Source organism: Micromonospora sp. NPDC000121 (assembly GCF_042899165.1).
GTDB lineage: Bacteria > Actinomycetota > Actinomycetes > Mycobacteriales > Micromonosporaceae > Micromonospora.
The window spans coordinates 342477-368789 of sequence record NZ_JBIAZP010000004.1; the positions used below are offsets into that span (position 1 = coordinate 342477).

Genomic DNA, 26313 nt, shown 5'->3' on the forward strand with positions numbered 1-26313 from the left:
GTCAGCCCTCCTCGCGTACGGCGGCGACGGCCTCGACCTCGACGAGCTGGTCGTCGTAGCCGAGCACGGCCACCCCGAGCAGGGTGCTGGGCGGCTCGTGGTCGCCGAACGCGTCCCGGACCACCTCCCAGACGGCCACCAGGTCGGCCTGGCGGGACGACGCCACGTAGACGGTGGTCTTGACGACGTCGGTGAGCCGGGCGCCCGCCGCCGCGAGGGCGGTCTCCAGGTTGGCCATCACCTGCCGGGCCTGGCCGACCGGGTCGCCGGGCGCGACGGTCCGCCCCTTCGCGTCGAGCGGGCAGGAGCCGGCGGTGAAGACGAGCCGGGCCGGCGGCTCGACCGTGGCCGCGTACGCGTACTCGGCGACGTCGGACAGGGCGGGCACGCGGATCAGGCGGGTCGGTGGGGTCACGCCGGCGAGGCTACCGCCGGGCGCGCGGCGGCTCGACCGGATATCCGCCCGGTCCGGACGGACGATCTCCCACAGCGGACCCGCCGACGCGTCAGGCCGACTCGCGGACCACCAGCTCGGTGGGGAGCACCACGGCCGGCTCGATCGCCTCGCCAGCGGCCAGCCGCAGCAGCAGCCGGGTCATCTGCCGGCCGAGTTCCACGATCGGCTGGCGGACGGTGGTGAGTGGCGGCTCGGTGTACGCGGCCGTCTCGATGTCGTCGAAGCCGATCACCGCCACGTCGTCCGGCACCCGTCGCCCCGCCTCGCGCAGCGCCCGCAGGGCGGCGTGCGCCATCAGGTCGGAGGCGGCGAAGACCGCGTCCAGGTCGGGGTGCTCGGCGAGGAGCTGCCGCATCGCCGTCGTCCCGGACTCGCGGGTGAAGTCGCCGGTCGCCACCAGCTCGGGCAGCCCGGCCTCGGCGACCGTGTTCCGGTAGCCGGTGAGCCGCTCGATCCCGGCCACCATGTCCTGCGGGCCGGCGATGGTGGCGATCCGCCGGCGACCGCCCGCGATCAGGTGCCGGACCGCCGTGGTCACCCCGCCGACGTGGTCGACGTCGACGTACGGCACGTCGGCGCCGTCGAGCGGGCGACCGCTGCACACCACCGGGATGCCCAGCCGGGCGAGCCGGCCCGGCAGCGGGTCCTCGCCGTGCAGCGAGGCGAAGAGCACCCCGTCCACGTGCCGGCCGGTGGTGTAGCGCTCCACCCGGTCGTGCCCGGCCGGCGAGCCGGCCAGCATCAGCACGAGCTGCTTGTCGGCCGCCTCCAGCTCCTGCGCCGCGCCCCGGATGATGCCCGGGAACACCTGGTCGTCGGAGAAGACCCGGGTGGCGGCCTCCGGCAGCACCAGGGCGACCGAGTCGGTCCGCTGGGTGACCAGGCTGCGGGCGGCCAGGTTCGGCACGTACCCCAGCTCGGCCACCGCCCGGCGGACCGCCTCCTGGATCGGCTCGGCGACGGTCGTGGAGCCGTTCACCACCCGGGAGACGGTCGCCCGCGAGACCCCCGCCCGCCGGGCCACCGCCTCCAGTGTCGGCCGCTGCGCCGTCGTCATCCCCGTTACCACCGCCTCGTCACAGCCCGTTCCGGGAGATCACCTCCTGGTACCACCGGGCGCTGGACTTCGGTGTGCGTCGCTGGGTCAGGTAGTCGACGTGGATGATCCCGAACCGTCGGCGGTAACCCTCGGCCCACTCGAAGTTGTCCAACAACGACCATACGAGATAGCCCCGCAGGTCCACCCCTCGGGAGATCGCCTCGTGCGCGGCGCGCAGGTGCCCGTCGAGGTAGGCGATCCGGTCGGCGTCGACCACCTGCCCGCCGCCGTCGGGAGCGTTGGTGCCGGCCTTGTCGGGAAACGCGGCGCCGTTCTCGGTGATCAGCAGCGGCACGCCGGGGTAGTCCGTGGCGAGCCGCTCCAGCAGCCGGGTCAGCCCGGCCGGCTCGATCATCCAGCCCATGTCGGTCAGCGGCCCGACCGGCGGCAGGAACTCGACGGCGCCGTCGGTGCCCGGGTACGCGCTGCCGCCCGCGCCGTCCGGCCGGCCGGCGACGTAGGTGGGCGCGTAGTAGTTGACCCCCAGCAGGTCGATCGGGGCGGCGATCAGCTTCTCGTCGCCGTCCCGGACGAACGTCGGCTCGACGATCCGGGCCACGTGCTCCAGCACGTCCTCCGGGTAGGCCGCCCGCAGCAGCGGGTCGAGGAAGATCCGGTTGTGCAGGCCGTCCACCAGGCGGACCGCCGCCGCGTCCGCGGCGCTGTCCGGGTCGGCGGGGCGCACGTCGGCCGGGTTGACGGTGATCCCGATGGTCTCCGCGCCGGCCGCGCGCAGCGCGCGGGCCGCCAGGCCGTGCCCGAGCAGCAGATGGTGTACGGCGGTGAAGGCCGCGCCCGGGTCCCGCTCGCCGGGGGCGTGCACCCCGTTGCCGTAGCCCAGGTACGCCGAGCACCACGGCTCGTTGAGCGTCGTCCAGGTGCCGACCCGGTCACCGAGCCGGGCGTGCACCGCCGTGGCGTACGTGGCGAAGTGCTCGGCGGTCTCCCGGTTGGTCCAGCCGCCCCGGTCCTGGAGGGTCTGCGGCAGGTCCCAGTGGTAGAGCGTGACGATCGGGTCGATGCCCCGGTCCAGCAGCGCGTCGACCAGCCGGTCGTAGAAGTCCAGGCCGCGCGGGTTGACCGGGCCGGTGCCGTCGGGCTGGATCCGCGGCCAGGCCACCGAGAAGCGGTACGCCCCAAGCCCCAGCTCCGCCATCAGCGCCACGTCGTCGGCGTACCGGTGGTAGTGGTCGCAGGCGACGTCGCCGGTGTGCCCGTGGTGGACCTTGCCCGGCGTACGGCTGAAGGTGTCCCAGATCGACGGGCCGCGACCGTCGTCGGTGGCAGCGCCCTCGATCTGGTACGCGGCGGTCGCCGCGCCCCAGACGAAGTTCTCGGGGAATCGCAGAGTGCTCAAGCCTTGACCGCACCTTCCATGATGCCGCCGATGATCTGGCGGCCGAACAGGACGAAGACCAGGAGCAGCGGAAGGGTGGCGATGGCCGTCCCCGTGAACACCTGGGACATGTCGGTGTAGTACCCGTCGGAGAGGGTGCGCAACGCCAGCTGCACGGTCGGGTTCTCCGGATCGTTGAGGACAGCGTACGGCCAGAGGAAGTCGTTCCAGGTCGTCATGAAGGTGAGCAGACCCAGCACGGCGGCGGCCGGGCGCAGTGCCGGCAGCACGACGTTCCAGTAGATCCGGGCCGTGTTGCAGCCGTCCACCCGGGCCGCCTCGATCAGCTCGTCGCTGACGGCCTGGCCGGCGTACTGCCGCATCATGAACACCCCGAAGCCGGTGACCAGGGCCGGCACGATCACCGCCGGCAGCCGGTCGTTCCAGTTGAGCTTGGTCATCAGCAGGTAGAGCGGGATGACGCCGAGCTGGGTGGGCACCATCATCGTCGCGATGATCACCATGAGCAGCGCGTTGCGGCCCCGGAACCGCAGCTTGGCGAAGGCGAACCCGGCCAGGGTGGAGAAGAGGACCACCGAGACGGTGACCGTGCTCGCCACGATCGCCGAGTTGACCAGGCCGGTGACGAAGTACGCGTCGGTGTTGCCGAGCAGGCGGGAGACGTTCGCGCCGAAGTTGCCGCCGGGGGTGACCGGGGGCGGCAGCTGGCCCATCGCGTCGTTGGAGCGGCTCGCCACCACGAACATCCAGTAGATCGGGAAGATCGACAGGAGCCCGGCGGCGATCAGCGCGGCGTAGGTGAGCCGGCTGGCGGCCCAGAGGCGGGTCATCGGGGTCCCTCCTTCGGCCTCGCGTCCGCCTTCGGGGGCCGCTCGCCGCCGAGCCGGCGCAGGAGCAGCACGTTGACCGCCGCGACGACCGCGATCAGCACGAAGAGCAGCCACGCCACCGCCGAGCCGTACCCGAAGTTGTAGTGGGGCGCGAAGGCGTTCTCGAACATGTACATGGTCACGGTCTGCGACTCCCGCAGCGGTCCGCCGCGGATCGGGTTGGTCCCGGAGTGGAACAGCCGGGGCTCGGTGAAGAGCTGGAGCCCGCCGATGGTGGAGATGATGACGGTGAAGATGATCGTCGGCTTGAGCAGCGGCACGGTGATCGACCAGAACTGCCGGGCCCGGTTGGCGCCGTCGATGGCGGCCGACTCGTACAGGTCGCGCGGGATGGCCTGCATCGCGGCCAGGAAGATCAGGGCGTTGTAGCCCGTCCACCGCCAGTCGACCATCGCCGAGATGGCCACCCAGGACGCGAACCGGTTGGACTTCCACTCGACCGCGTCGATCCCGACCAGGTCGAGCAGCCAGTTGACCATGCCGAACTCGCGGCCGAAGAGCACCCCGAAGACGATCGCGACGGCGGCGGTCGAGGTGATGTTCGGGATCAGCACCGCCATCCGGAACGTCGTCCTGGCCCGCAACCGCCGGTTGAGCAGGTTGGCCAGCCAGAGCGCGGCCAGCAGCTGCGGGACGGTGGAGATGACGAAGATGCCGAGGGTGTTGACGACCGCGTGCCAGAAGTCGGTGTCCGCCAGCAGGCGGCCGTAGTTGTCGAGGCCGACGAACGGGTGGTCGCTGCCGAGCAGGTCCCAGTCGTGCAGCGAGACCCAGAACGTGTAGGCCAGCGGGTACGCCCCGAACACCGCGAAGAGCACGAAGAACGGGGCGACGAACAGGTAGGGCGAGAACTTCGTGTCGAGCCGGCTGAGCCGCGTCCCCGGCGTACGCCGGCCGGTGCGGGTCGCCGGTGCGACCGGCGGGCGCGCGTCGAGCTGGACGGTCATGCCCGACCACTCCTTTCACGGTGCGGGCGGGACCGGCGCCCCGGCGCCCACCCGCCCGCACTCCCGGTTCGGGCTACTTGGCGGCGGCCTTCTTCGCGTTGTTCACCGCGTCCGTCCAGCCCTGTTCGGGGCTGCGCTGACCGAGTTCGACCGTGCGGACGGCGTTCTCGACCTCGGTGCGGACGGCCTGGTTCTTCGGCCCCATGTAGACCGGCCGCAGGGTCTTGGCGCCCTCGCCGAAGATCTGTCCCACCGGGGCGTCCGAGAAGTACGGGTTCTTGGCGTCGACGATCGCCGGGTCGGCCAGCGCCTGCGGCGAGGAGGGCAGCGGGCCCTTGGCCTTGAACGCCCCGATCTGGCCCTTGGCGCTGGTCAGGAACTTCGCCAGCTCGATCGCCTCGGCCCGGTGCTTGCTCTGGGCGGGCACGGCGAGCCACGACCCGCCCCAGTTGCCGCCGTTGCCGGGCACCCGGGCGATGTCCCACTTGCCCTTGGCCTCGACGCCCGCGTTGCCCTCGATGACGCCGGTCATCCAGGCCGGGCAGGCGATGGTGGCGAACGTGGCCTGCTTGAAGGCCGAGACCCACTCCTCGGACCAGGAACCGTACTTGCCGGACAGCCCGGAGTCGATGATGTCCATCGTGGTGTCCCAGGCCTGCCGGACTGCCGGGTTGCTGTCCACCACCAGGTTGTCGGCGGTGTCGTAGTAGTGGTAGCCCTGCGCGTTGCCCGCCGTCTGGAGCACGATGGTGTTGAAGATGTTGGTCGCGGCGTCCAGGAACGCGGCGCCGGTGTTCTTCGCCGTGAACTGCTCGCCGACCCTGATGTAGTCCTGCCAGGTCGGCCAGAGCTTCGACACCTCGTCGCGCTCGGTGGGCAGGCCGGCCTTGGCGAACAGGTCCTTGCGGTAGCACATCGCCATGCCGCCGACGTCGGTGCCCAGGCCGATCAGCTTGCCGTCCTGGGTCATCCCGCCCTTCCACTTCCACTCCAGGAAGTTGCCCTGGAGTTCGGCCCCGCCGTGGTCGAGCAGGTTGACGAAGTTGTCGGGGTTGGCCTTGTACTCGACCATCAGCCCCTCTTCGATGGCGACGACGTCGCCCGCGCCCTTGCCGGCGGCGAGCCACTGGGTCAGCTTCGGCGAGTAGTCGTCGAGGTTGGTGCCGGTGCCCCGCTCGACGATCTTCACGCCGGGGTGGCTGGCCATGTACTCCTGGTAGAGCTCCTCGTAGCCGAACTGGCTGAACACGTCGACCGTCAGCGTGATCTGGCCGTTGTCGGCGGGCTCGTCGCCGGCGCAGCCGGCGGTGGCGAACAGCGCGGCGGCGGCGAGGGCCACCGCCGCCAGGCGGCGGCGCGGAAGGACACCCATGTCTGTCGGACCCCTCTCAGGTCGTCTGAGGTGGTGAGGCAGGTGGCGGACCAGAGCCGAGAGAGCGCTCTCACGACAGGGTGGTGCCTGCCGGAGGCGGTGTCAAGAGAGCGCTCTCGATGCCGCGCGGAGACCGCCGTCGCCGGGCCGGCCGCGGACCGGGCGGCCCGGGCGGAGCGGGGGCCGAGGAGTTCTTCTCCGGCGGCGCGCCGCCGGCCGGAGCCGGCGCGGGCCGCCACGACAGTGGCCGCCCCCGAAACGGGGGCGGCCACTGTCGGAGGTGCGGCGGGGACCGCGCGGAGCCCTCGGGGCCCGGCTCCGCGCGCGGGATCAGCCGACGCGCATACCGTCGAGCAGGGTGTGGTCGCCGGCCACGTCGAGCGTGTCGAAGCTGACCCGGCCCCAGAGCGCGAGCAGCAGGTCGCTCGCCGTGCCGCTGACCTGCGCCCGGGCGTGGTGGTCGTCGTGGTCGAGGATGGTGGCGGTGTCCAGCAGGGCGACCCCCTCCCCGCGCAGCCGCAGGAACCACTGCTGGGCGGCGTCGACCGCGGAGAGCTGCACCACCCCGTGCCACTGGCCGGCGGTGCGCCGCCGGCCGGCGGGCAGCCAGGTGTCCAGCACCTCGCTCACCCCGTCGGCGGCGAGCTTGGCCTCGACCGGCTCGCCGGCGGCGATCGCGAGCTGGGCGTCCCAGCGGTGCACCGCGGTCTCGTGCGCGATCCGGCGCGGCCAGAAGCCCGCCTTCTTCGGCTGCGGGGCCCAGTTCCAGGCCGGGGCCTCCGGGTCGAGGGCGTCGAAAAGGGTCATCAACTGGTCGTACGCCTGCTGCCAGAGCCGCAGCGGGGCGACGCCGGGCTCCGGCTCGACGCGCTCGGGCCGGCTGGGCGGCGGGGTGGCCGCGCCGGAGGCCGCGAACGAGTGCACCCAGCGGTAGGCGGCGGCGAGGTGCAGGGTCAGGTCGGCGACGGTCCAGCCGGGACAGGACAGCACCGGGGTCTCCGGTGGCGCCTCGGCCACGGCCGCGGCGAACGCCGGGCCCTCCGCCCGGAGCGCGCCGATCCAGAAGTCCTTCGTGCCGTGCAGTCTGTTCATCGCCATCCTCCCGGGGGTGACCGGGCCACCAGTGGGCGCCGCGGCTACCCCTCAGCCTAGGGTGAAAGGCGTGTCAGACGTCTACGCCCAGCCGACAACCGGAGCCGAACGCGCCGCCACGTGCGAACTGGCGCAATACACCACATTACGCCTGGGCGGGCCGGCCGGACGGGTCGTGGCCGGCACGGACGCGGACGAGATCGTCCGGGCGGTGCGGGAGGCGGGTGAACGGGACGAGCAGGTCCTGGTCCTCGCCGGCGGCAGCAACGTCGTGATCGGCGACGCCGGCTTCCCCGGCACCGTGGTCCTGGTCCGCTCGCGGGGCCTGCGGGTGGTCGCCGAGGACGCCGACACGGTCACCGTACGCGTCGAGGCCGGCGAGCCCTGGGACGACCTCGTCGCCACCACCGTGGCCAACGGCTGGTCCGGCCTGGAGTGCCTCTCCGGCATCCCCGGCTCGACCGGCGCCACCCCCATCCAGAACGTCGGCGCGTACGGGCAGGAGGTCGCCGAGACCATCACCGGCGTGCAGGTCCACGACCGGGTCGCCGGGACGGTCGGGCGGATCGCCGCCGCCGACTGCGGCTTCGCCTACCGTTCCAGCATCTTCAAGTACAGCGACCGCTGGGTGGTGCTCTCGGTCGACTTCCGGCTGACCCGCTCGCCGCTGTCCGGCCCGGTGCGCTACGCCGAGCTGGCCCGGGCTCTCGGCGTCGAGGTGGGGGACCGGGTGCCGCTGGCCGACGCCCGCGCCACGGTGCTGCGGCTGCGCGCCGGCAAGGGCATGGTGCTCGACGCGGCCGACCCGGACACCCGGTCGGTCGGCTCGTTCTTCACCAACCCGGTGCTGGACCGCGCGGCGTACGAGCTGCTGCGCGAGCGCGCCGCCGACCTGGGCGATCCGCCGTCCTGGCCCTGCCCGGGGGACATGGTCAAGATCAGCGCGGCCTGGCTGATCGACAAGGCCGGGTTCGGCAAGGGCCACCCGGGCCCGGAGGGCACCGCCATCTCCAGCAAGCACACCCTCGCCCTGACCAACCGCGGCGGCACCGCCAGCACGGCCGCCCTGGTCGAGCTGGCCCGGGAGATCCGCGACGGCGTCCACCGCCGCTTCGGCGTCACCCTCCACCCCGAACCCGTCCTCGTCAACTGCGCCATCTGACCCGCGCTCCCACCACGGCTCTACTCCCGCCCCGCCCGGCCCGGCCCGGCCCGGCGCGGGGCGGGAGGTCAGGTGGGGGAGACGGCGGGCCAGGGGAGGGTGAGTTCGCCGTGGCGCCAGCGGCGGGGCCCGTCGAGGACGGGCCAGCCCGACGCGCGTACGGCGGACACCGCGCGGAGCCAACGCTGGCGGGGGCCGAACGGGGCGTAGCCGGCGGCGGCGTGCCAGGCGTCGTCGAGCGCCCCGATAAGGTCGTGGATCCGCTCGCCGGGGACGTTGCGGTGGATCAGCGCCTTGGGCAGCCGTTCGGCCAGCTCCGCCGGGGTGTCCAGGGTGGTGAGCTTCGCCGCCAGGGTGAGCGTCCGGGGGCCGTCCGCGTCGAGCAGCACCCAGCCGCCGAGCCGGCCCAGCTCGTCGCAGGTGCCCTCCACCAGCAGCCCGCCCGGGGCCAGGGCGGCGGTCGTCGTCCGCCAGGCGTCGGCGACCTCGCGCTCGTCGTACTGGCGCAGGACGTTGAACGCGCGGACCAGGGCGGGGCGCAGCCCGGCCAGCTCGAACCCGCCCCGGGCGAACGTCAGTCGGGGCGGGTCGGCGGCGGGCTGGGCGGCGGCCACGCGTACGGGATCGATCTCCAGCCCGACCACCCGCACGTCGGCGCGGACCCCGGCGGCGAGCCGGGCGCGCAGCTCGACGGCGGTCACCGGGGTGGCGCCGTAGCCGAGGTCCACCACCAGCGGATCGGCGGCGTCGCGCAGTGCCTCCCCGCACGTCTCGACGATCCAGTTGTCCACCCGGCGGAGCCGGTTGGGGTTGGTCGTCCCCCGGGTCACCACGCCGAGCGGCCGGTGCCGCGCCGTTCCCGCCATCGTCGACCGCCGGGCCGGCTCAGCCGACCCGGTGCACCTTGTGCTGGGCGGCCTGCGCCAGCGGACGCACCACGAGACGGTCGACGTTGACGTGCTGCGGACGGGTCGCGCACCAGGCGACGCAGTCGGCGACGTCCTCGGCCACCAACGGCTCGGCGACCCCGGCGTAGACCGCCGCCGCCTTCTCGGCGTCCCCGCCGAAGCGCACCAGCCCGAACTCGTCGGTCTTCACCATGCCGGGGTCGATCTCCACCACCCGGACGGGGCGGCCGCACAGCTCCAGGCGCAGCGTGCCGGCGACGGCCGTCTGCGCGTGCTTGGCGGCGGTGTAGCCGCCACCGCCCTCGTACACGGTGAAGCCGGCGGTCGAGGAGACGATCACGATGGTGCCGGCACCGGACGACTCCAGCGCGGGCAGCAGGGCCTGGGTGACGCGCAGCGTGCCGAGCACGTTGACGTCGTACATCCACTGCCAGTCGCCGACCGACCCGGACTCGACCGGGTCCAGGCCGCGCGCGCCGCCGGCGTTGTTGACCAGCAGGGTGACCGGCCCCGGCGCGGCGGCCGCGGCCTCGGCGAGCCCGGCCACCGACTCGTCGGAGGTGACGTCGCAGGCGACCGCCGTGGCCGCGCCCCCCGCCGCCTCGATCTCCCCGATCAGGGCGGCCAACCGGTCGGTACGCCGCGCGGCGGCGAGCACGTGGAAACCCTCGGCGGCGAGCCGGCGGGCGGTGGCCGCGCCGATCCCGCTGGACGCTCCGGTGACGACGGCGACAGAGGTCATCCGGCCATTCTCACCCGGCCGGCCGCGCCGGGCGCCCTCGGCGCGGTGATGAGGTCCGTCACGCCCGGGGGTCGCCCCCGCGCATCACCGGGGCGGGATCGGGAAGATGACATCCGGCGAGGACGTTGTCCGAAAAGCGCCGGGCGTGCGGGACGGCATAAACCGTGACAGAGGGAGCGGACGTGGCGGAAGTGCACACCGGTGTGGGTCGTCAGCGCGGTGCGCGTCCGTGGCCCCGCCCCCGGCGGATCGCCACGCTCTCGGTGCACACCTCGCCCCTGCACCAGCCGGGCACCGGCGACGCGGGCGGCATGAACGTCTACATCCTGGAGGTCGCGCGGCGGCTCGCCGAGGCGAACGTCGAGGTGGAGATCTTCACCCGGGCGACCTCCGGCGACCTGCCCCCGGTCGTCGAGACGGCCCCCGGCGTGCACGTCCGGCACGTCACCGCCGGCCCGCTCGAAGGGCTCACGAAGGAGGAGCTGCCGGGTCAGCTCTGCGCCTTCACCGCCGGGGTGCTGCGCGCCGAGGCGTCCCGCCCACCGGGCCACTACGACCTGATCCACTCCCACTACTGGCTCTCCGGCCAGGTCGGCTGGCTGGCCAAGGAGCGCTGGGGCGTGCCGTTGGTGCACACGGCGCACACCCTGGCGAAGGTCAAGAACGCCCAGCTCGCCGCCGGGGACCGGCCGGAACCCAAGGCCCGCGTCATCGGCGAGGAGCAGGTGGTCGCCGAGGCCGACCGGCTCGTCGCGAACACCGCGGTCGAGGCCCGGGACCTGATCGACCGGTACGACGCGGACCCGACCCAGGTGGCGATCGTCGAGCCCGGCGTGGACCTGGACCGGTTCCGCCCCGCCCCGGAGGGGCGCAAGCTCGCCGCCCGCCGCCGGCTCGGGCTGCCCGCCACCGGCTACGTGGTGGCCTTCGTCGGCCGTATCCAGCCGCTGAAGGCCCCGGACGTGCTCGTCCGCGCCGTGGCCGCCCTGCGCGAGCGCGACCCGGCGCTCGCCGACGAGGTGACCGTGGTGATCTGCGGCGGCCCCAGCGGCAGCGGCCTCGACCGGCCGACCGCCCTGATCGAGCTGGCCGCCTCGCTCGGCGTCGCCGACCGGGTGCGGTTCCTGCCGCCGCAGACCGGCGACGACCTGCCCGCCCTGTACCGGGCGGCCGACCTGGTGGCGGTGCCGTCGCACAACGAGTCCTTCGGGCTGGTGGCGCTGGAGGCCCAGGCCTGCGGCACGCCGGTGGTGGCCGCCGCCGTCGGCGGGCTGGTGACCGCGGTCCGGGACGAGGTCAGCGGCCTGCTCGTGGACGGCCACGACCCGGTCGACTGGGCCCGTACGCTCGCCCGGCTGCTGCCGGACCGGCACCGCCGGGCCGAGCTGTCCCGGGGCGCGGCCCGGCACGCCCGCGCGTTCTCCTGGCACCGGACGGCCTCGGGGCTGCTCGCCGTCTACGGCGAGGCCATCGCCGAGCACCGGGCCCGGCTCGCCTCCGAGATGGCCGGCGGTCCGGCGATGTCCTGCTCCTGGTGACGGACCGGACGACCACCGGCGGCGCCGCCCGCCGCCATCCGGTGACCGGGCGGCGGCGGCCGTAGAGTGGGTCCGATGAACGCGAAGGACGATCTCGCGGCCCTGATCGAGGCGGTCTGCGACGAGCGGGAGCTGGCCTGGGAGTCGACCGGCCCGGGCTCGTACGCGGTCACGCTGCCGGGCACCCACAAGCTGAAGACGGTCTGCAACCTGATCGTCGGTGAGCACGCGCTGCGGATCGAGGCGTTCGTGATGCGCCAGCCGGACGAGCGGCGCGAGGAGCTGTGGGCCTGGCTGTTGCAACGCAACGCCCGGATGTACGGCGTGTCGTTCTCCGTCGACGCGGTCGGCGACGTCTACCTGACCGGTCGGGTCAACCCGGCGGGGATCGACGCCGACGAGCTGGACCGGCTGCTCGGCGCGGTGCTGACGTACTCCGACGAGTCCTTCGACACGATGCTGGAGATCGGCTTCGGCAGCTCGATCCGCCGGGAGTGGGAGTGGCGGGTCAAGCGGGGCGAATCCACCGCGAACCTCGCGGCGTTCGCGCACCTCTTCGAGCCGTCCCCGGCCGCCGGCCCCGACGCCGCCGGCCCGGGCCCCGCAGGGTTCGCCAGCGCCGGGGGCGGCGCTCCCGGCACCGGTGCCCCGGCGGGAGGTTCGGACCGGTCCTGACGGGTATGCCGCACCGCGCGGTGCGGCACTGGGACCCGCCGCGCGCCGAGGACCAACTGTCGAGGAGCGTGAGCGTCCCATGGCTCAGCGGAACAGCTCAGGTCGCGGCGGGACTGCGACCAGGACGAAACGGCAGGCGGGCAACCAGACCCCGAACACGCCGGGGATCTCGGAGTCCGAGATCTCGCGGATGAAGGTGGACGAGATCCGGGGGCAGTTGCGCCGGCGCGGGGTCTCCGGGATCTCCGCGTTGCGCAAGCCGGAACTGGTGAAGACGCTGGTGCGGACCCTGCGTGCGGAGCGCCCCGCCGGGGGCGCCGCCCGCCGCAGCACCGGGCCCGCCGGCCGCGCGACGGGGACGAAGGCAGCGGCCGGCCGGGCCGCCGCCACGAAGAAGGCGGCCGCCGGACGGGCCCCCGGCAAGGCCGCCCCGAGCCGGGCGAAGGCCGCGAACAAGACCGCGCCGGCGAAGAAGGCCCCGGCCCGGAAGGCCGCCGCGAAGGCGGCCCCCGCGAAGAAGGCGGCCCCCGCGAGGAAGGCGGCCCCCGCGAGGAAGGCGGCGGCGGCGAAGAAGGCCGCTCCCGCGAAGAAGGCCGCGCCGGCCCGGAAGACCACGGCGGCGAAGAAGACCACGGCGGCGAAGAGGACCGCGCCGGCGCCGTCGCGTGCCGGCGCGGCGGGCGGCGGTACGGCGACGAAGGCCACCCCCGTCCGGACCGGCCGCGCCACCGCCCGGTCGGTGCGTACCTCGCAGGTGATCACCTCGATCGCCGACCGGCCCGAGCGCCCCGGCCGTAGCCTGGTCACCGCGAACCACGACGTGATCCGGCGCTGGGCGCAGGAGCGCGGCGCGAAGCCGGCGACGATCGGGGGCACCGAACGGGAGGGCCGGGCCGGCGTGCTCACCTTCAACATCCCGGGCTTCCGGGAGAGCAGCCGCGTGCGCGAGATCACCTGGGACGAGTGGTTCCACACCTTCGACGAGCGCAGGCTGAACCTGATCTATCAGGAGCAGCTCCGCGACGGCCGGCCCAGCAACTTCTTCCGTACGGAATCCCCCGATCGTGAGGACGCCTGACGTGTTTGGGGGAATGGTCGACGGGTACCCGCTGTTGGCCACGACGGAGGACCGACGCAGCGACAGCCGGGTTGGACACCGGTGCTGTGACCGGCGAGACAGCCGATCCAGCTTGTAATCGGTAATCCGGGCGAACTAACTTTATTGCACCGCGCCACGCTTGGAAACGTTCGGGGGAGCGGCGGATCGATCAGATCCGTGCACCGAGCGAGGCGCAGGAGACGGGTGGAACAACACCGTTGGGGGACGGTGGCCACCCGTTCGGACCGGCGGCGCGAGCGGGCGACGCCTACGGGGGTGGGTATCGCCCGCCGCCGCCGGTCATACCGTGCGAGCGCCCGTCACGACCGCGTCGTGACGGGCGTTCTGCTTCTCCACCCGGGCGGTGCGGAGGGCGGCCACCCGGCGGTCGCGGGCCGGGCCGGTCAGCAGGTGGCAGCCGGCCGCCAGCAGCCCCAGCCCGCCGACGACGAGCCAGTGCCCGTCCCCGAGGTACTGCAGGCTCACCCCGCCCAGCGTGGGCGCCACGAACGACGCCGCCGGAAACGCCAGGTAGAACACCGACTGGTAGCGGGCGCGCAGGCCGGGCGGGGCGAGGTCGGCGTTGATCTGGGCGTTCGGCGGGGCGGCGAGCATCTGACCCACGGTCCAGACCACCGCCGCGGCCAGATAGACCGCCAGGTCGTCGGCCACGGCGAGGGCGGCGAAGCCGGCCGCCAGCAGCGCCGTCGACACCGCCAGGACGTGGTGCTTGCGGTGCCGCTCGATCAGCCTCGGCACGAAGAGCTGCCCCACCACGATCAGCACCCCGCCGAGCGCGACCACCGCGCCGTACGCCGACGGCCGCAGCCCGTCCGCCCGCATCGCCAGCGGCATGATCGTCGAGGTCTGCAGGGTCAGTACGGCCAGCACGAAGGTCAGGCCCACGAAGGTGAGGAAGGTGCGGTCGGTGAGGGCCGTGTGCAGCCCGGGCGGGCGGGGTCGTCCCCGTCGCCCCGCCGCCGGTCTCCCGTGCCCCGCCGCCGATGCCCCGTGTTCCGCCGTTGGCTCCCCGCGCCCCGCCGTCGGAGCAGCGCCCGGCGTCCGGCCGGCGCGCACGCGGGAGAGCGTCTCTGGGACCTTCCAGGCGATCACCACGGCGGCGGCCAGGGTTGCGGCGGCGTCGACCAGGAAGAGCGCGAGGAAGCTGGCCTCGGCGAGCAGGCCGGCCAGCAGCGAGGCCACCGCCATGCCCAGGTTGAACGCCCAGAACTGGAGGTTGAACGCGCGGGAGCGACGCGGCTCGGGCACCACGTCGACGATCGCCGCGACGAAGGCGGGGCTGGGCATCGAGTGCGCCACCCCGACCAGGGCGGCGAGTACGGCGATCAGCGCCAGGTGCCGGCTGAAGGCCAGCGCGACCATGAGCCCGGCGGTGGCCAGGTGGGCGGCGAGGAGCGTGGCCCGGCGTCCCCACCGGTCGGCCAGCACCCCGCCGAGCAGCACGCCGCCCGCCCCGCCCAGCCCGTACGCCCCGACCACCGTGCCTGTCAGCGCCTCGCTCGCGCCGCGCGCGTCGGTCAGGTAGAGCGAGAGGAAGAGCATCGCGAAGGCGCCGGCCCGGTTGATCAGCAGGCCGGTCCAGAGGTACCAGAAGGTGGCGGGGAGGCCGCCCGCCGTGTCGTCCAGCCAGCGGCGCACGGCCCGCACCCGCCCCTCGAACAGTTGTGTTTGTTAACGATTCAGGTTCGACCGTAGGAAGCACGGGGCGGGCGCGCCAGCGTGTCGCTGATCACCGAGCGCCGGTTCGTCGGGCCGGCGCGGCCGACCGGGCGCCCGCTCGGCTCACCGCACGCCGGTCGACTCGACCGTCCGCCGCGGGTCGGCCGGCGGGCCGGCGTCCGCGCCGGGCGTCAGCGGCTCGGCGGGCGCGGTGGCCGCCGCCTCGGCCGCCTCCGGCGCGGGCGGTCGGACCGCCACCACCGGCACGACGGTCTCGGTGGCCCCGCGCAGGGCGACGGCCCGCCGCTCCCGGGCCGGGCCGGAGACCAGGTGGGCGATCGCCATCAGCCCGCCGATCACGGCGCAGCCGAGCCAGAGTTCGCTGTTGCCGGCCTGCTCGCGGACCAGGCCGCCGAGGACCGGCGCGACGGCGCCGGCCACCTGCCAGGAGAGCGAGAAGACGCCCTGGTAGCGACCACGCAGCTCGGCGGGGGAGAGCTCGGCGATCAGGGTGGCGTTGGACGGCGAGTTGAGCATCTCGCCGACGGTCCAGATGAGCACGGTCAGGCCGTAGAACCAGGCCGCCTCGGCGAACGCGGTGAGGCCGAACCCGACGCCCATCACCACCGCGGCGAGGGCGAGCACGTGCGACCGGCTCCGGCCCTTGATCAGCCGGGGTACGAAGAGTTGGCCGACCACGATCAGCACTCCGTTGAGCGCGATCACCGAGCCGTACGTGGCGGGGCTCAGGCCGTCCTCGCCCATCGCGATCGGCAGCATCGAGATGTGCTGGAGGAAGACCAGCGCGCCGAACAGGTTGAGCGCCACGAAGCCCAGGTAGACGCGGTCGGTCAGGATGGTGCGCAGCGCCCCGGCCGGCGCCCCGGGGCCCTTGTGGCGGGCGGCGACGGTGGGGGCCCGCCGGGTTTCCCCGACCCTGGCGAAGATGATCAGCGCGGTGATCACGGTGGTGGTCGCGTCGACCACGAAGAGCAGCAGGTAGCCGGCCTCGGCGGCGAGGCCGGCGAGGACCGCCGCGCAGGCGAAGCCGAGGTTGATCGCCCAGTAGTTCAGCGAGAAGGCGCGCAGCCGGTCCTTCTCCGGCACCACGTCGATCATCATCGCCCCGAACGCGGGGCGGGCCGCCTCGGCGAACATGCCGAGCAGCAGCGCGCCGAGCGCCACCGCCCAGAGTTCCCGGGCGAAACCGAGGCCGAGCATCATGGTGGCCGCGCCGAGGTGCGCCGTGAGCAGGGTCGGCCGGCGGCCCCAGCGGTCGGTCAGCGTGCCGCCGACGGTGGTGCCGACCGCGCCGCCGACGCCCCAGAGGCCGATCACGAGGCCCGCCTGCGACGCGGAGAAGCCGCGTTCCTGGGTCAGGTAGATGGCGAGGAAGACCAGGACGAACGAGCCGAGCCGGTTGATCAGCGTGCCGGCCCAGAGATACCAGAAGGTGACCGGCAGGCCACCGGTCGTGTCCCGGAACCAACCCCGCATCGTCCGCACGTCGGCGCCCCCGCTCGCGTAATGACCGTCCTGATTGTTGCGCCTTACAACCTAGTGCCGGGCCAGTTTTCCGGTCATCGCCTTTTCCACGTGGTGGTCGTCACCACCACTGCCCGCGTGTCCCCGCGCCGGGTGGGGCAGGATGATCCGCATGACTGCGAGCGAGGGGCCCACCGTCGGGACGCTGGTCCTGCTGCGGCACGGCGAGAGCGACTGGAACGCCAAGAACCTCTTCACCGGCTGGGTCGACGTCGACCTGACCGAGAAGGGCGAGAACGAGGCGCGCCGCGGCGGCGAGCTGCTGCGCGAGCACAGCCTGCTGCCGGACGTGGTGCACACCAGCGTGCTGCGCCGCGCGATCCGCACCGCCGAGCTGGCGCTCAGCGCGGCCGACCGGCACTGGATCGCCGTGCGCCGGTCGTGGCGGCTCAACGAGCGGCACTACGGCGCGCTGCAGGGCAAGAACAAGAAGCAGACCCTGGAGGAGTACGGCGAGGAGCAGTTCATGCTCTGGCGCCGCTCGTACGACACCCCGCCGCCGCCGGTCGCGGACGACGACGAGTTCTCGCAGGCGGGCGACCCGCGGTACGCGCTGCTGCCCAGCGAGCTGATGCCGCGCACCGAATGCCTCAAGGACGTCGTCGAGCGGATGCTGCCCTACTGGTACGACTCGATCGTGCCGGACATCCTGGCCGGTCGGACGGTGCTGGTGGCCGCGCACGGCAACTCGCTGCGCGCCCTGGTCAAGCACCTGGACCAGATCTCCGACGAGGCGATCGCCAAGCTCAACATCCCGACCGGGATCCCGCTGCGTTACGACCTCGACCCGCACCTGCGCCCGCTGACGCTGGGCGGCACCTACCTCGACCCGACCGCCGCCAAGGCGGCCGCCGCCGCCGTCGCCAACCAGGGCCGCTGACCGACACGACGAAGGCCCCGGGAGTCCCGGGGCCTTCGTCGTGTCCGGCTCAGGCCGAGGGGGGTGGGGTCTGGCCGGTGATCAGGTAGACCACGTGTTCGCCGGCGTTGACGGCGTGGTCGGCGAAGCGCTCGTAGAAGCGGCCGAGCAGGGTGGCGTCGATGGCGGTCTCCACGCCGTACGGCCAGTCCTCGCCGAGCAGCACCCCGAACAGGCTCCGGTGCAGGTCGTCCATGGCGTCGTCGTCGCGGTCCAGTTCGGCGGCGAGGTCGGCGTCGGGCTTGGCGAGCACCGAACCGATCTTGACGGCCATCCGGTCGGCGGTGGCGGCCATGTCGGTGAAGATCGGCCGCAGCTCGGCCGGTACGGCCGGCGACGGGTGGCGGCGCAGGGCCGTCTTGGCGACGTGGTCGGCCAGGTCGCCCATCCGCTCCAGGTCGGCCGCGACGTGCAGCGCGGTGATCATCGCGCGCAGGTCGGAGGCGACCGGCGCCTGCCGGGCGAGCAGGTCGCAGACCCGCTCCTCGACGTGCCGGTAGAGGTCGTCGATCTCGGCGTCCCGCTCGATCACCGTCTCGGCCGCCCGGCGGTCCGCGGTGAGCAGGGCGCTGGTGGCCTGCCGCATCGCGGCCCGGACCCCCTCCGCCATGTCCACCAGCAGTTGGCTGACGATCTGCAGGTCAGCCCGGAACTCGTCGCGCATTGTCACGTCCTGTGGTCGGTGGTCGCCGCCGGAGGGCGGCGAGGGAGCAGGTGCGCCGCCCACGGTAGGTCGGACGGGCGGACCGCAGATGAACCACGGTGAACGACGCCGGGCGCGGGAGTGAACTTTCCCGGAAGTGAGCGTGATTCGCCCCATTTGTAGTGGTTGCCAGGTTAACAATCGCCCTACGATCGCCGGGTGGAGTGGGCGGTGACGGTCGCGTTGGCCGTGGGGCTGGTGGCCGGACTGGTCGCCGGGGTGCTGCTGCCCCGGTTCGTGCCGGGGCTGGGCGGGCGCTCCACCTCGACGGGGAGCCGGCCGGGCTTCCCCTTCACGCGTGGGAGGCTCCCGATAGCCGAGGATCCGCAGTCCGGGCTCGGCCGCCGGACCATCGACTCGCTCCGCGCCGGCGTGGTGGTGCTCGACCCCGACGACCTGCCCGTCCTGGTCAACCCCGCCGCCCGCGCGATGGGGCTGCTCCGCACCGGCCCGACCCCCGGCTCGATCGCCGCCCACCCCCTGATCCGTACGCTCGCCGGGCAGGTCCGGCGCACCGGCGTGCGGCGCGAGATCGAGCTGGACCTGCCGCGGGGCCGCGACAACACCGGGGTGAACCCGCTCGGGGTGCACCTGCGGGCGATGGGGCTCGGCGCGGGCTACATCGCGGTGGAGGCGGCGGACGTCACCGAGTCGCACCGGCTGGCCCGGGTGCGCCGGGACTTCGTGGCCAACGTCAGCCACGAGCTGAAGACCCCGATCGGCGCCCTGCAACTCCTCGCCGAGGCGCTGCTGGACGCCACCGAGCCGGCCGGCGCCGGCGCGCCCGACCTCTCCGAGGACCTGGTCGCCGCCCGGCGCTTCGCCGAGCGGATCCAGCACGAGTCGACCCGGCTGGGCCGCCTGGTGCAGGAGTTGCTGGAGCTGACCCGGCTCCAGGGCGCCGAGGCGCAGCCGCCACCGGAGCCGGTCGCCGTCGACTGGGTGGTCGCCGAGGTGATCGACCGGACCCGCACCTCCGCCGCCGCCCGCCGCATCGACGTGGTCGTCGAGGGGGAACGGGGGCTCACGGTCCACGGCAGCGACACCCAGCTCGCCACGGCGGTGTCGAACCTGGTCGAGAACGCCATCAACTACTCGGGCGAGGACACGACCGTCCGGATCACCGCCCGCGCCGACGACGAACACGTGGAGATCGCCGTCGCCGACCAGGGCATCGGCATCGCCCCGACCGACGTCGACCGGATCTTCGAGCGGTTCTACCGGGCCGACCAGGCCCGGTCCCGGTCGACCGGCGGCACCGGGCTGGGGCTGGCCATCGTCAAGCACATCGCCGGCAACCATGGCGGGCGGGTCGAGGTGTCGAGCACTCTTGGTGGTGGGTCGACGTTCACCCTGCGGCTGCCCGCCCGTCCCCCCGACGAGATCCTGGCGACACTGCCGTCCGCTGGGATCGAGGCCGGTCCGGCCGAGCTCCGGCAGGTCTGACAGCAATGGAAAGGAAATCCCCGTTGAGCCGCGTTCTGGTGGTCGAGGACGAGGAGTCGTTCTCCGACGCCCTGTCGTACATGCTCCGCAAGGAGGGCTTCGAGGTGTCCGTCGCCGCGACGGGTCCCTCCGCCCTCACCGAGTTCGACCGGACCGGCGCCGACATCGTGCTGCTCGACCTGATGCTGCCCGAGATGTCCGGCACCGAGGTGTGCCGGCAGCTCCGCCAGCGCTCGCACGTGCCGATCATCATGGTCACCGCGCGGGACAGCGAGATCGACAAGGTGGTCGGCCTGGAGATCGGGGCCGACGACTACGTGACGAAGCCGTACTCGCCGCGGGAGCTGGTCGCCCGGATCCGGGCGGTGCTGCGCCGGCAGAGCACCGAGGTCGCCGAGTCGGGCGCGCCGACGCTGGCCGCCGGCCCCGTCCGGATGGACATCGAGCGGCACGTGGTGACCGTCGACGGCGCTCCGGTGCAGCTTCCGCTGAAGGAGTTCGAGCTGCTGGAGCTGCTGCTGCGCAACGCCGGCCGGGTGCTGACCCGGGGGCAGCTCATCGACCGGGTCTGGGGGGCCGACTACGTCGGCGACACCAAGACCCTCGACGTGCACGTCAAGCGGCTGCGTTCCAAGATCGAGCCGGAGCCGTCCGCGCCGCGCTTCATCGTCACCGTGCGGGGTCTGGGCTACAAGTTCGAGCCCTGATCGGCGTACGCGTAGAGGGGCCCGCGCCGGCGCGCGGGCCCCTTTGGCGTGTCGCGGGCGCCGTCAGGCGCCGTCGGCCGGGTGCGGGGCGACCATGCCCTGCCGGTGGCGCGCCCCGCACAGCTCGGCCAGCTTCGCGTACGCGGGCGCGCCGATCAGCGCGGTCAGCTCCGGGCCGTAGGAGACGTACATCGGTTCGGCGCCGACGTGCGCGTCGGTCGACGAGGTGCACCACCAGTCCAGGTCGTGCCCGCCGGCGCCCCACCCCCGCCGGTCGAACTCGGCGAGCGTGGAGACGAGCACCTTGGTGTTGTCCGGCCGCTTGACCCACTCCTGGTCGCGGCGGATCGGCAACTGCCAGCAGACGTCCGGCTTGTATTCCAGCGGGTGCACCCCGTCGCGCAGCGCCTGGGCGTGCAGCGCGCAGCCGGCGCCGCCCGGGAACTCGGCGTCGTTGAGGAAGACGCACGGCCCGTCCTCCGCCTGGGTGGCGGTGCGGCGGGCCGGGTTCTTGCCGTCGATCGTGTCGTTCTCGGTCCAGTTCTTGAACCCTCGACGGAAGTGCTGCCACGTCGCCGGGCTCAGCCGCTTCACCGCGGCCCGGACCCGCTGCTCGTCGTCGGAGTCGGTGAAGAACGCGCCGTGCGAGCAGCAGCCGTCGGCGGCCCGGCCGGCGACGATGCCGTGGCAGCCCCGGCCGAAGATGCACGTCCAGCGGGAGAGCAGCCAGGTCAGGTCGGCCCGGACCAGGTGGTTCTCGTCCGCCGGGTCGGCGAACTCGATCCACTCCCGCGGGAAGTCCAGCGGCACCTCGCGGCTGCGGGGGTCGTCCGGGTCGTCCACCAGCACACGGAGTTCGATCTGCCCTGTCACCCGGCCCAGCGTACGCGCGGAGTCCCGCCCGGGCCGCCGAGCCGTGCAAACCGGATGCCCCTAGTGTCGTCAGCATGCGACTGGGTGTCCTCGACGTCGGTTCCAACACGGTGCACCTGCTGGTGGTCGACGCCCACCACGGGGCGCACCCCTGGCCGGCGCACTCCGAGAAGGTGGTGCTGCGGCTGGCCGAGCAGATCGGCCCGGACGGCGCGCTCACCGAGGCGGGCGCGGACGGCTTGGTCAAGGCGGTCAGCATGGCGAAGGCGTCCGCCGCCGGGCTGGACGCCGACGACCTGATCGCGTTCGCCACCTCCGCCGTGCGGGACGCCACCAACGCCCCCGAGGTGCTCACCCGGGTCCGCGAGGAGACCGGCGTACGCCTGGAGGTGCTCCCGGGCGCGGACGAGGCGCGGCTGACCTTCCTCGCGGTGCGGCGCTGGTTCGGCTGGTCGGCGGGGCGGCTGCTGGTGCTGGACATCGGCGGCGGCTCGCTGGAGATCGCGGCCGGCATCGACGAGGACCCGGACGTGGCGGTGTCGCTGCCGCTCGGCGCCGGCCGGCTGACCCGGGACCGGCTCCGGGTGGCGCCGGACAGCGCGACGCCGCCGCCGGCCGAGGCGGTCGACGAGCTGCGGGCGTACGCCGACGGCCTGCTGGAGCCCGTCGTCGCGCGGATGACCGCGGTGGGCTGGGAGCGGCCGGTGGCCACCTCGAAGACGTTCCGGACGCTGGCCCGGCTGGCCGGGGCGGCCCCCTCCGGCGCGGGCCTGTGGGCCCCGCGCCGGCTCACCCGCCGCGGGTTGCGGCAGGTGCTCGGGTTCATCCGGCACATCCCGCCGGCCCAGCTCGTCGAGCTGGAGGGGGTCAGCGCGGGCCGGGCCCACCAGTTGCTCGCCGGGGCGGTGGTCGCCGAGGCGGCGATGCGCCGGTTGGACGTGGACGCGCTGGACATCTGCCCGTGGGCGCTGCGGGAGGGCGTGATCCTGCGCCGGCTCGACCAGCTCGGTTCCGGGTGATACGGGCGCTTTGCGGGTTCTCGTCATGAGGTGTCAATCGACCCCGGCTACCCTCGATGGTGTGACTTCCCGCGTCCCCGTCCTCCTGTCCAGTTCCTCGGTCTTCCCTGAGCGGACCGCGGCGGCGTTCCAGCTGGCCGCGGCGCTCGGCTACGACGGCGTCGAGGTGATGGTCTGGACGGACGCCGTCAGCCAGGACACCGGCGCGCTGCACGGGCTCGCCGAGCACTACGGCGTCCCGGTGCTCTCCGTCCACGCGCCCTGCCTGCTGGTCACCCAGCGGGTGTGGAGCCCCGACCCGTGGGAGCGGCTGCGCCGGTCCGCGGAGATGGCCGCGACCCTGGGCGCGCCGACCGTGGTGGTCCACCCGCCGTTCACCTGGCAGCGCGACTACGCGCGCAACTTCGCCGAGGGGCTGGCCGCGATCGCCGGCGAGTTCCCGGGCCTGCGCTTCCCGGTCGAGAACATGTACCCGGTCCGGATGGCCGGCCGGCAGTTCGTCCCGTACGTCCCGGGCTGGGACCCCACCGAGACGGGCTACGCCTCCTACACGCTCGACCTGTCGCACTGCGCCGCGTCGCACACCGACTCGATGGAGATGGCCGACCGGATGGGCGCCAACCTGGCGCACGTGCACCTCGGCGACGGCACCGGCGAGGGGCGCGACGAGCACCTGGTGCCCGGGCGCGGCAACCAGCCCTGCGCCGAGCTGCTCTCCTCGCTCGCCGGGCGGGGGTTCACCGGCTCGGTCGCCGTGGAGGTCACCACCCGGGGCGCGAAGAGCCGCGCCGTGCGGGAGGCCGACCTGCGCGAGGCGCTGGAGTTCGCCCGCCAGCACCTGGGCACCCCGTCGCCGGTCGACGCCTGACACGCCGACCGCCTGACAGACCCCACCTGGAGCGGCACGACCGGCCCGGGCCGGTCGACGGCCCGGGCCGGTCGTCAGGCGACCGTGGTGAGGGATTCCTTGCTGGCGGCGTTGGCCTGCTCGCCCACCGCGGCGCGCTTGCGGGCCCGGTGCGCGGCCACGTGCGACCGGGTGGCGCAGCGCTCCGAGCAGAACCGCCGGCAGCAGTTGGACGAGGTGTCCAGGTAGACGTTGCCGCAGCGCTCGTCGGCGCAGACCCCGAACCGGGCGCTGCCGTACTCGCAGAGCCAGACCGAGAGGCCCCAGACCGCCCCGGCCAGGTATTCGGCGCTCACCGAGGCGCCCCGGCTGGTCACGTGCATGTGCCAGTCGCTGGAGTCGTGCCCGGAGATGCGGGGTTGCACCGGGAACGCCTCCAGCAGGGCGTTGAGCTCGGCCACCGCCTGGGCGTCCCGCCCGGAGGTGCCGTACTCGAAGACGTCGCGCAGGCGCTTCTGCGCCCGCCGGAAGGTCGCGAGGTCCCGCTCCGCCACCTCGTCACGCATCCACGCGTTGTCGTCGGGGAAGAGGGCCCGCAGGTCGTCGAGGTCGTCCAGGCGGGCGTTGACGAGGTCAACGCCGGTCCGGGCGTACGCGTCGAAGTTCACGCCCTCAACCGTAGACGACTCAGGAGCCCCGTGGCGCGTCGATGTAGTGCGGCAGGAACCGCGCGTAGCCGTCGGTGATGAGGCTCGCGCTCTCCCGCACCCCCGCCCCGGCCGACTCGCCGTCGACGACCCAGCTGCCCAGCACCATCCGGTTGCCCTCGAACTCCGGCAGCGCGCGGAACTCCTGGTAGCAGAAGCCCTCGTCGCCGTAGATCCCCGGATTGGTGATCTCCCCGGCGCCGGTGACGATCCGCACCGAGCCGCCCTCCCGGCCGAGCAGCGGCTTGGCGACGTACTCGGCCATGCCGCGCGGCGAGTCGAGGTATGCCGGCAGCAGCAGCTCGTGGCCGGGGTACAGCTCCCAGAGCACGGCGAGTAGCGCCTTGTTCGACAGCAGCAGCTTCCACGCCGGCTCGATCCAGGTGGTCGGGGTGCCCGGTTCCAGCGCGAGCGGCCCGTACGGCTCGGCGAGCATCCACTCCCAGGGGTAGAGCTTGAAGCAGGTGGTGACCGGACGGTCCGCCGCGTCGACGAAGCGCCGCCCGTCCCAGCCGATCTCCTGGACGGGCTGGAACACGACGTCCAGCCCGGCCTGCCGGGCGGTCTCGGCGAGGTAGCCGGCGGTCATCTGGTCCTCGCCGGTCTCCTCCTCGTTCGACCAGACCACGTGCACCCGCCGGTCGTGCAGGCCGGCACCGATCTTCGCCCACGCGCCGACGAGGCGCTCGTGCAGGCTGTTCCACTGGTCCAGCTCCGGCCGGGTGTGCTCCAGCCAGTACCACTGGACGATGCTCGCCTCGACCAGGGCGGTGGGGGTGTCGGCGTTGTACTCCAGCAGCTTGGGGGGCCAGCTGCCGTCGTACCAGAGGTCGAAACGCCCGTAGAGGGTGGGCGGCGACTCCCGCAGCGACCGGGCCACGGCCTCGGCCGCCCAGTCCGGGATGCCGAACTCGGCGTGGCGGCGGCGCGCGACGACGTGCTCGGCGGCGGCCACCGACATCCGGTGCAGCTCCTCCGTCGCCTCCTCCAGCCGCAGCACCTCGTCCAGCTCGAAGGCGTACGCGGCGGTCTCGTCCCAGTACGACATGATCCCGCCGTCGGGCAGCTCCGTGTCGACGTACACCAGGCCCTGCGAGCGGATCGTCGCGTCCCAGCCGGGACGGGGGGTGACGGACTCCCGGCGCACGTCAGCCGCCGCAGGCGGCGAGGTGGGTGCCGAAGCCGCCCCGGTCGGGGACGGCCGCGGTGACCGGTTCCGGCGCGGTGCGGCCGGCGGTCACCTCGGGCACCCGCAGCGCGACGGCCACCGTGCCGCCGCCGACAGGCCCGAGGGCGCAGTCGTCGTCATCGTCGTCGTCGGAGGTCGTGTTGCAGGCGGAGAGGGCGAGCGCCAGGGCGGTGAGCGCGCCGAGCTGCACGGAGGCCGACCGGAGTCGGCGGCGGGGGCGATGTTCCACGTCATGGTTGTAACTGATGGACACCAGTGCCGTCCGTCCGCGGGTGGAGCCTGTGATGCGGTTGGGACCTGGAGGCGGGCTCTGCCGCCGCCCGGCGCGGGCAGGTCGTCGGGCGTTACGCTCGGTCCATGCTCCGTTCCGTCATCCTCGCCGCCTCCCGGTCATCCCAGGTCGAGCGGTTCGTCGCGACGGCCCCGTTCACCCGGGACGTCGTCCGCCGGTTCGTCGCCGGCGCCAAGACCGACGACGCGTTGCGCGCGACCCGCGAACTCGTCGACGACGGTCTCGCGGTCACCCTCGACCACCTCGGCGAGGACACCGTCACCCCCGAACAGGCCAACGCCACCCGGGACGAGTACCTGCGGCTGCTGGCGCGGCTCTCGGGCGCGGGGCTGACCCCGGCCGCCGAGGTGAGCGTCAAGCTCTCCGCGCTGGGGCAGGCGTTCGACGAGCAGTTGGCGTACGACAACGCGCGGGCGATCTGCCTGGCGGCCGACGAGGTGGGCACCACGGTCACCCTGGACATGGAGGACCACACCACCACCGACTCGACCCTGGACATCCTGGCCAAGCTGCGCAAGGACTTCCCGTCGACCGGGGCGGTGCTCCAGGCGTACCTGCGGCGGACCGAGTCGGACTGCCGCGAGCTGGCCACCGCCGGGTCCCGGGTGCGGCTGTGCAAGGGCGCGTACAAGGAGCCGGAGTCGGTCGCCTACCAGTCCTCCCGCGAGGTGGACAAGTCGTACGTCCGCTGCCTGAACATCCTGATGTCCGGCGACGGCTACCCGATGCTGGCCACCCACGACCCGCGCCTGATCGCCATCGGCGAGGACCGGGCCCGCTGGTTCGACCGCGGCCCCGAGCGGTTCGAGTTCCAGATGCTGTACGGCATCCGGCCGGAGGAGCAGGCCCGGCTGGTCGGCGAGGGCTACACCATGCGCACCTACGTGCCGTACGGCGACGAGTGGTACGGCTACCTGATGCGCCGCCTCGCCGAGCGCCCGTCGAACCTGGCCTTCTTCGGTCGGGCCGTGCTCAGCAGGAAGTGACTCAGCCGTTCGACCAGCCCCGGCCGCGCCGGACGAGGCGGTAGCCGTCCGGAGCGGCCACC

Annotated in this window: 26 protein-coding genes; 10 read left to right on the forward strand and 16 right to left on the reverse strand. The window is 73.5% G+C overall.

The window, feature by feature from the left end:
• Position 1: 1 nt before the first annotated feature.
• The 7 genes from ACFY23_RS15120 to ACFY23_RS15150 form a co-directional block, all read right to left on the reverse strand.
• On the reverse strand, positions 2–415 hold the full coding sequence (locus ACFY23_RS15120) for a RidA family protein (RefSeq protein ID WP_350683888.1): 414 nt from the start codon (positions 413–415) through the stop codon (positions 2–4).
• A 91-nt stretch (positions 416–506) separates the two neighbouring features.
• Positions 507–1514 (reverse strand): LacI family DNA-binding transcriptional regulator, encoded by a 1008-nt coding sequence (locus ACFY23_RS15125; RefSeq protein ID WP_350683886.1) that lies wholly within the window; start codon positions 1512–1514, stop codon positions 507–509.
• A 19-nt stretch (positions 1515–1533) separates the two neighbouring features.
• The gene (locus ACFY23_RS15130; protein ID WP_350683884.1) at positions 1534–2913 is read right to left on the reverse strand and encodes a GH1 family beta-glucosidase; all 1380 of its coding nucleotides are present in this window, start codon (positions 2911–2913) and stop codon (positions 1534–1536) included.
• Positions 2910–3743: a carbohydrate ABC transporter permease gene (locus tag ACFY23_RS15135; protein ID WP_350683882.1), complete on the reverse strand. Its 834-nt coding sequence runs from the start codon at positions 3741–3743 to the stop codon at positions 2910–2912. Before ACFY23_RS15135 ends, ACFY23_RS15130 begins: the two co-directional genes overlap by 4 nt.
• Positions 3740–4750, reverse strand: coding sequence for a sugar ABC transporter permease (locus tag ACFY23_RS15140; protein WP_350683880.1), 1011 nt, complete (start codon positions 4748–4750; stop codon positions 3740–3742). The genes ACFY23_RS15135 and ACFY23_RS15140 overlap by 4 nt, the downstream gene beginning before the upstream one ends.
• A 73-nt stretch (positions 4751–4823) precedes the next feature.
• Positions 4824–6122: an extracellular solute-binding protein gene (locus ACFY23_RS15145; protein ID WP_350683878.1), complete on the reverse strand. Its 1299-nt coding sequence runs from the start codon at positions 6120–6122 to the stop codon at positions 4824–4826.
• Between the two features lie 330 nt (positions 6123–6452).
• Complete coding sequence (locus tag ACFY23_RS15150; protein WP_350684377.1) at positions 6453–7214, reverse strand: maleylpyruvate isomerase family mycothiol-dependent enzyme; 762 nt, start codon at positions 7212–7214, stop codon at positions 6453–6455.
• A gap of 70 nt (positions 7215–7284) precedes the next feature.
• Here ACFY23_RS15150 and ACFY23_RS15155 point away from each other — a divergent pair, with 70 nt between their 5' ends.
• A complete protein-coding gene (locus ACFY23_RS15155) occupies positions 7285–8376 on the forward strand; it encodes a UDP-N-acetylmuramate dehydrogenase (protein ID WP_350684378.1) in 1092 nt (363 codons plus the stop codon).
• 68 nt (positions 8377–8444) lie between these two features.
• Here ACFY23_RS15155 and ACFY23_RS15160 read toward each other — a convergent pair whose 3' ends face one another.
• The gene (locus tag ACFY23_RS15160) at positions 8445–9242 is read right to left on the reverse strand and encodes a class I SAM-dependent methyltransferase (RefSeq protein ID WP_350684379.1); all 798 of its coding nucleotides are present in this window, start codon (positions 9240–9242) and stop codon (positions 8445–8447) included.
• Positions 9243–9261: 19 nt separating this feature from the next.
• Positions 9262–10026, reverse strand: coding sequence for an SDR family NAD(P)-dependent oxidoreductase (locus ACFY23_RS15165; RefSeq protein ID WP_350684380.1), 765 nt, complete (start codon positions 10024–10026; stop codon positions 9262–9264).
• Positions 10027–10208: 182 nt separating this feature from the next.
• Between ACFY23_RS15165 and mshA the strand changes: the two genes are divergently transcribed.
• The 3 genes from mshA to ACFY23_RS15180 all read left to right on the forward strand — a co-directional run bounded on the left by mshA (position 10209) and on the right by ACFY23_RS15180 (position 13317).
• Complete coding sequence (gene mshA, locus ACFY23_RS15170; protein WP_350684381.1) at positions 10209–11564, forward strand: D-inositol-3-phosphate glycosyltransferase; 1356 nt, start codon at positions 10209–10211, stop codon at positions 11562–11564.
• A 75-nt stretch (positions 11565–11639) separates the two neighbouring features.
• On the forward strand, positions 11640–12239 hold the full coding sequence (locus ACFY23_RS15175) for a YbjN domain-containing protein (protein WP_350684382.1): 600 nt from the start codon (positions 11640–11642) through the stop codon (positions 12237–12239).
• A 190-nt stretch (positions 12240–12429) separates the two neighbouring features.
• Positions 12430–13317 (forward strand): hypothetical protein, encoded by an 888-nt coding sequence (locus ACFY23_RS15180; RefSeq protein ID WP_350684397.1) that lies wholly within the window; start codon positions 12430–12432, stop codon positions 13315–13317.
• Between the two features lie 321 nt (positions 13318–13638).
• Here ACFY23_RS15180 and ACFY23_RS15185 read toward each other — a convergent pair whose 3' ends face one another.
• Complete coding sequence (locus ACFY23_RS15185; protein ID WP_350684383.1) at positions 13639–15006, reverse strand: MFS transporter; 1368 nt, start codon at positions 15004–15006, stop codon at positions 13639–13641.
• A gap of 135 nt (positions 15007–15141) precedes the next feature.
• Positions 15142–16524, reverse strand: coding sequence for an MFS transporter (locus ACFY23_RS15190; protein ID WP_350684384.1), 1383 nt, complete (start codon positions 16522–16524; stop codon positions 15142–15144).
• 151 nt (positions 16525–16675) lie between these two features.
• On the opposite strand from ACFY23_RS15190, the gene ACFY23_RS15195 reads away from it, so the two are divergent.
• Complete coding sequence (locus tag ACFY23_RS15195; protein ID WP_350684385.1) at positions 16676–17443, forward strand: phosphoglyceromutase; 768 nt, start codon at positions 16676–16678, stop codon at positions 17441–17443.
• 49 nt (positions 17444–17492) lie between these two features.
• On the opposite strand, the gene phoU is transcribed toward ACFY23_RS15195, so the two are convergent.
• On the reverse strand, positions 17493–18146 hold the full coding sequence (phoU, locus tag ACFY23_RS15200; RefSeq protein ID WP_350684386.1) for a phosphate signaling complex protein PhoU: 654 nt from the start codon (positions 18144–18146) through the stop codon (positions 17493–17495).
• Between the two features lie 198 nt (positions 18147–18344).
• Here phoU and ACFY23_RS15205 point away from each other — a divergent pair, with 198 nt between their 5' ends.
• Positions 18345–19631, forward strand: coding sequence for an ATP-binding protein (locus ACFY23_RS15205; RefSeq protein WP_350684387.1), 1287 nt, complete (start codon positions 18345–18347; stop codon positions 19629–19631).
• Positions 19632–19654: 23 nt separating this feature from the next.
• Positions 19655–20338: a response regulator transcription factor gene (locus ACFY23_RS15210; protein WP_350684388.1), complete on the forward strand. Its 684-nt coding sequence runs from the start codon at positions 19655–19657 to the stop codon at positions 20336–20338.
• Between the two features lie 63 nt (positions 20339–20401).
• Here the strand turns inward: ACFY23_RS15210 and ACFY23_RS15215 are convergent, their stop codons facing one another.
• The gene (locus ACFY23_RS15215) at positions 20402–21211 is read right to left on the reverse strand and encodes a hypothetical protein (protein WP_350684389.1); all 810 of its coding nucleotides are present in this window, start codon (positions 21209–21211) and stop codon (positions 20402–20404) included.
• 74 nt (positions 21212–21285) lie between these two features.
• Here ACFY23_RS15215 and ACFY23_RS15220 point away from each other — a divergent pair, with 74 nt between their 5' ends.
• Both ACFY23_RS15220 and ACFY23_RS15225 read left to right on the forward strand, forming a co-directional pair.
• On the forward strand, positions 21286–22230 hold the full coding sequence (locus tag ACFY23_RS15220) for a Ppx/GppA phosphatase family protein (protein WP_350684390.1): 945 nt from the start codon (positions 21286–21288) through the stop codon (positions 22228–22230).
• Positions 22231–22291: 61 nt separating this feature from the next.
• Positions 22292–23098 carry a sugar phosphate isomerase/epimerase gene (locus tag ACFY23_RS15225; RefSeq protein WP_350684391.1) on the forward strand — a complete coding sequence of 269 codons (807 nt, stop codon included), beginning with the start codon at positions 22292–22294 and terminating at the stop codon, positions 23096–23098.
• 74 nt (positions 23099–23172) lie between these two features.
• Here ACFY23_RS15225 and ACFY23_RS15230 read toward each other — a convergent pair whose 3' ends face one another.
• The 3 genes from ACFY23_RS15230 to ACFY23_RS15240 are packed head-to-tail and all read right to left on the reverse strand — an operon-like array spanning position 23173 to position 25202.
• The gene (locus tag ACFY23_RS15230) at positions 23173–23745 is read right to left on the reverse strand and encodes a CGNR zinc finger domain-containing protein (RefSeq protein WP_350684392.1); all 573 of its coding nucleotides are present in this window, start codon (positions 23743–23745) and stop codon (positions 23173–23175) included.
• Positions 23746–23764: 19 nt separating this feature from the next.
• A complete protein-coding gene (locus ACFY23_RS15235) occupies positions 23765–24931 on the reverse strand; it encodes a glutathionylspermidine synthase family protein (RefSeq protein ID WP_350684393.1) in 1167 nt (388 codons plus the stop codon).
• Position 24932: 1 nt separating this feature from the next.
• The gene (locus ACFY23_RS15240) at positions 24933–25202 is read right to left on the reverse strand and encodes a hypothetical protein (protein WP_350684394.1); all 270 of its coding nucleotides are present in this window, start codon (positions 25200–25202) and stop codon (positions 24933–24935) included.
• A 128-nt stretch (positions 25203–25330) separates the two neighbouring features.
• Here ACFY23_RS15240 and ACFY23_RS15245 point away from each other — a divergent pair, with 128 nt between their 5' ends.
• Positions 25331–26251 (forward strand): proline dehydrogenase family protein, encoded by a 921-nt coding sequence (locus ACFY23_RS15245; protein WP_350684395.1) that lies wholly within the window; start codon positions 25331–25333, stop codon positions 26249–26251.
• Positions 26252–26313: the final 62 nt, after the last annotated feature.

Excerpts from the sequence above, each read along its gene's own strand:
- ACFY23_RS15220 (WP_350684390.1), top strand. The coding sequence starts at position 21,286 with ATGCGACTGGGTGTCCTCGACGTCGGTTCCAACACGGTGCACCTGCTG.
- ACFY23_RS15140 (WP_350683880.1), bottom strand. The coding sequence starts at position 4,750 with ATGACCGTCCAGCTCGACGCGCGCCCGCCGGTCGCACCGGCGACCCGC.
- ACFY23_RS15135 (WP_350683882.1), bottom strand. The coding sequence starts at position 3,743 with ATGACCCGCCTCTGGGCCGCCAGCCGGCTCACCTACGCCGCGCTGATC.
- ACFY23_RS15175 (WP_350684382.1), top strand. The coding sequence starts at position 11,640 with ATGAACGCGAAGGACGATCTCGCGGCCCTGATCGAGGCGGTCTGCGAC.
- ACFY23_RS15245 (WP_350684395.1), top strand. The coding sequence starts at position 25,331 with ATGCTCCGTTCCGTCATCCTCGCCGCCTCCCGGTCATCCCAGGTCGAG.
- ACFY23_RS15160 (WP_350684379.1), bottom strand. The coding sequence starts at position 9,242 with ATGGCGGGAACGGCGCGGCACCGGCCGCTCGGCGTGGTGACCCGGGGG.
- phoU (WP_350684386.1), bottom strand. The coding sequence starts at position 18,146 with ATGCGCGACGAGTTCCGGGCTGACCTGCAGATCGTCAGCCAACTGCTG.
- ACFY23_RS15145 (WP_350683878.1), bottom strand. The coding sequence starts at position 6,122 with ATGGGTGTCCTTCCGCGCCGCCGCCTGGCGGCGGTGGCCCTCGCCGCC.
- ACFY23_RS15195 (WP_350684385.1), top strand. The coding sequence starts at position 16,676 with ATGACTGCGAGCGAGGGGCCCACCGTCGGGACGCTGGTCCTGCTGCGG.
- ACFY23_RS15125 (WP_350683886.1), bottom strand. The coding sequence starts at position 1,514 with ATGACGACGGCGCAGCGGCCGACACTGGAGGCGGTGGCCCGGCGGGCG.
- ACFY23_RS15150 (WP_350684377.1), bottom strand. The coding sequence starts at position 7,214 with ATGAACAGACTGCACGGCACGAAGGACTTCTGGATCGGCGCGCTCCGG.
- ACFY23_RS15165 (WP_350684380.1), bottom strand. The coding sequence starts at position 10,026 with ATGACCTCTGTCGCCGTCGTCACCGGAGCGTCCAGCGGGATCGGCGCG.
- ACFY23_RS15180 (WP_350684397.1), top strand. The coding sequence starts at position 12,430 with ATGAAGGTGGACGAGATCCGGGGGCAGTTGCGCCGGCGCGGGGTCTCC.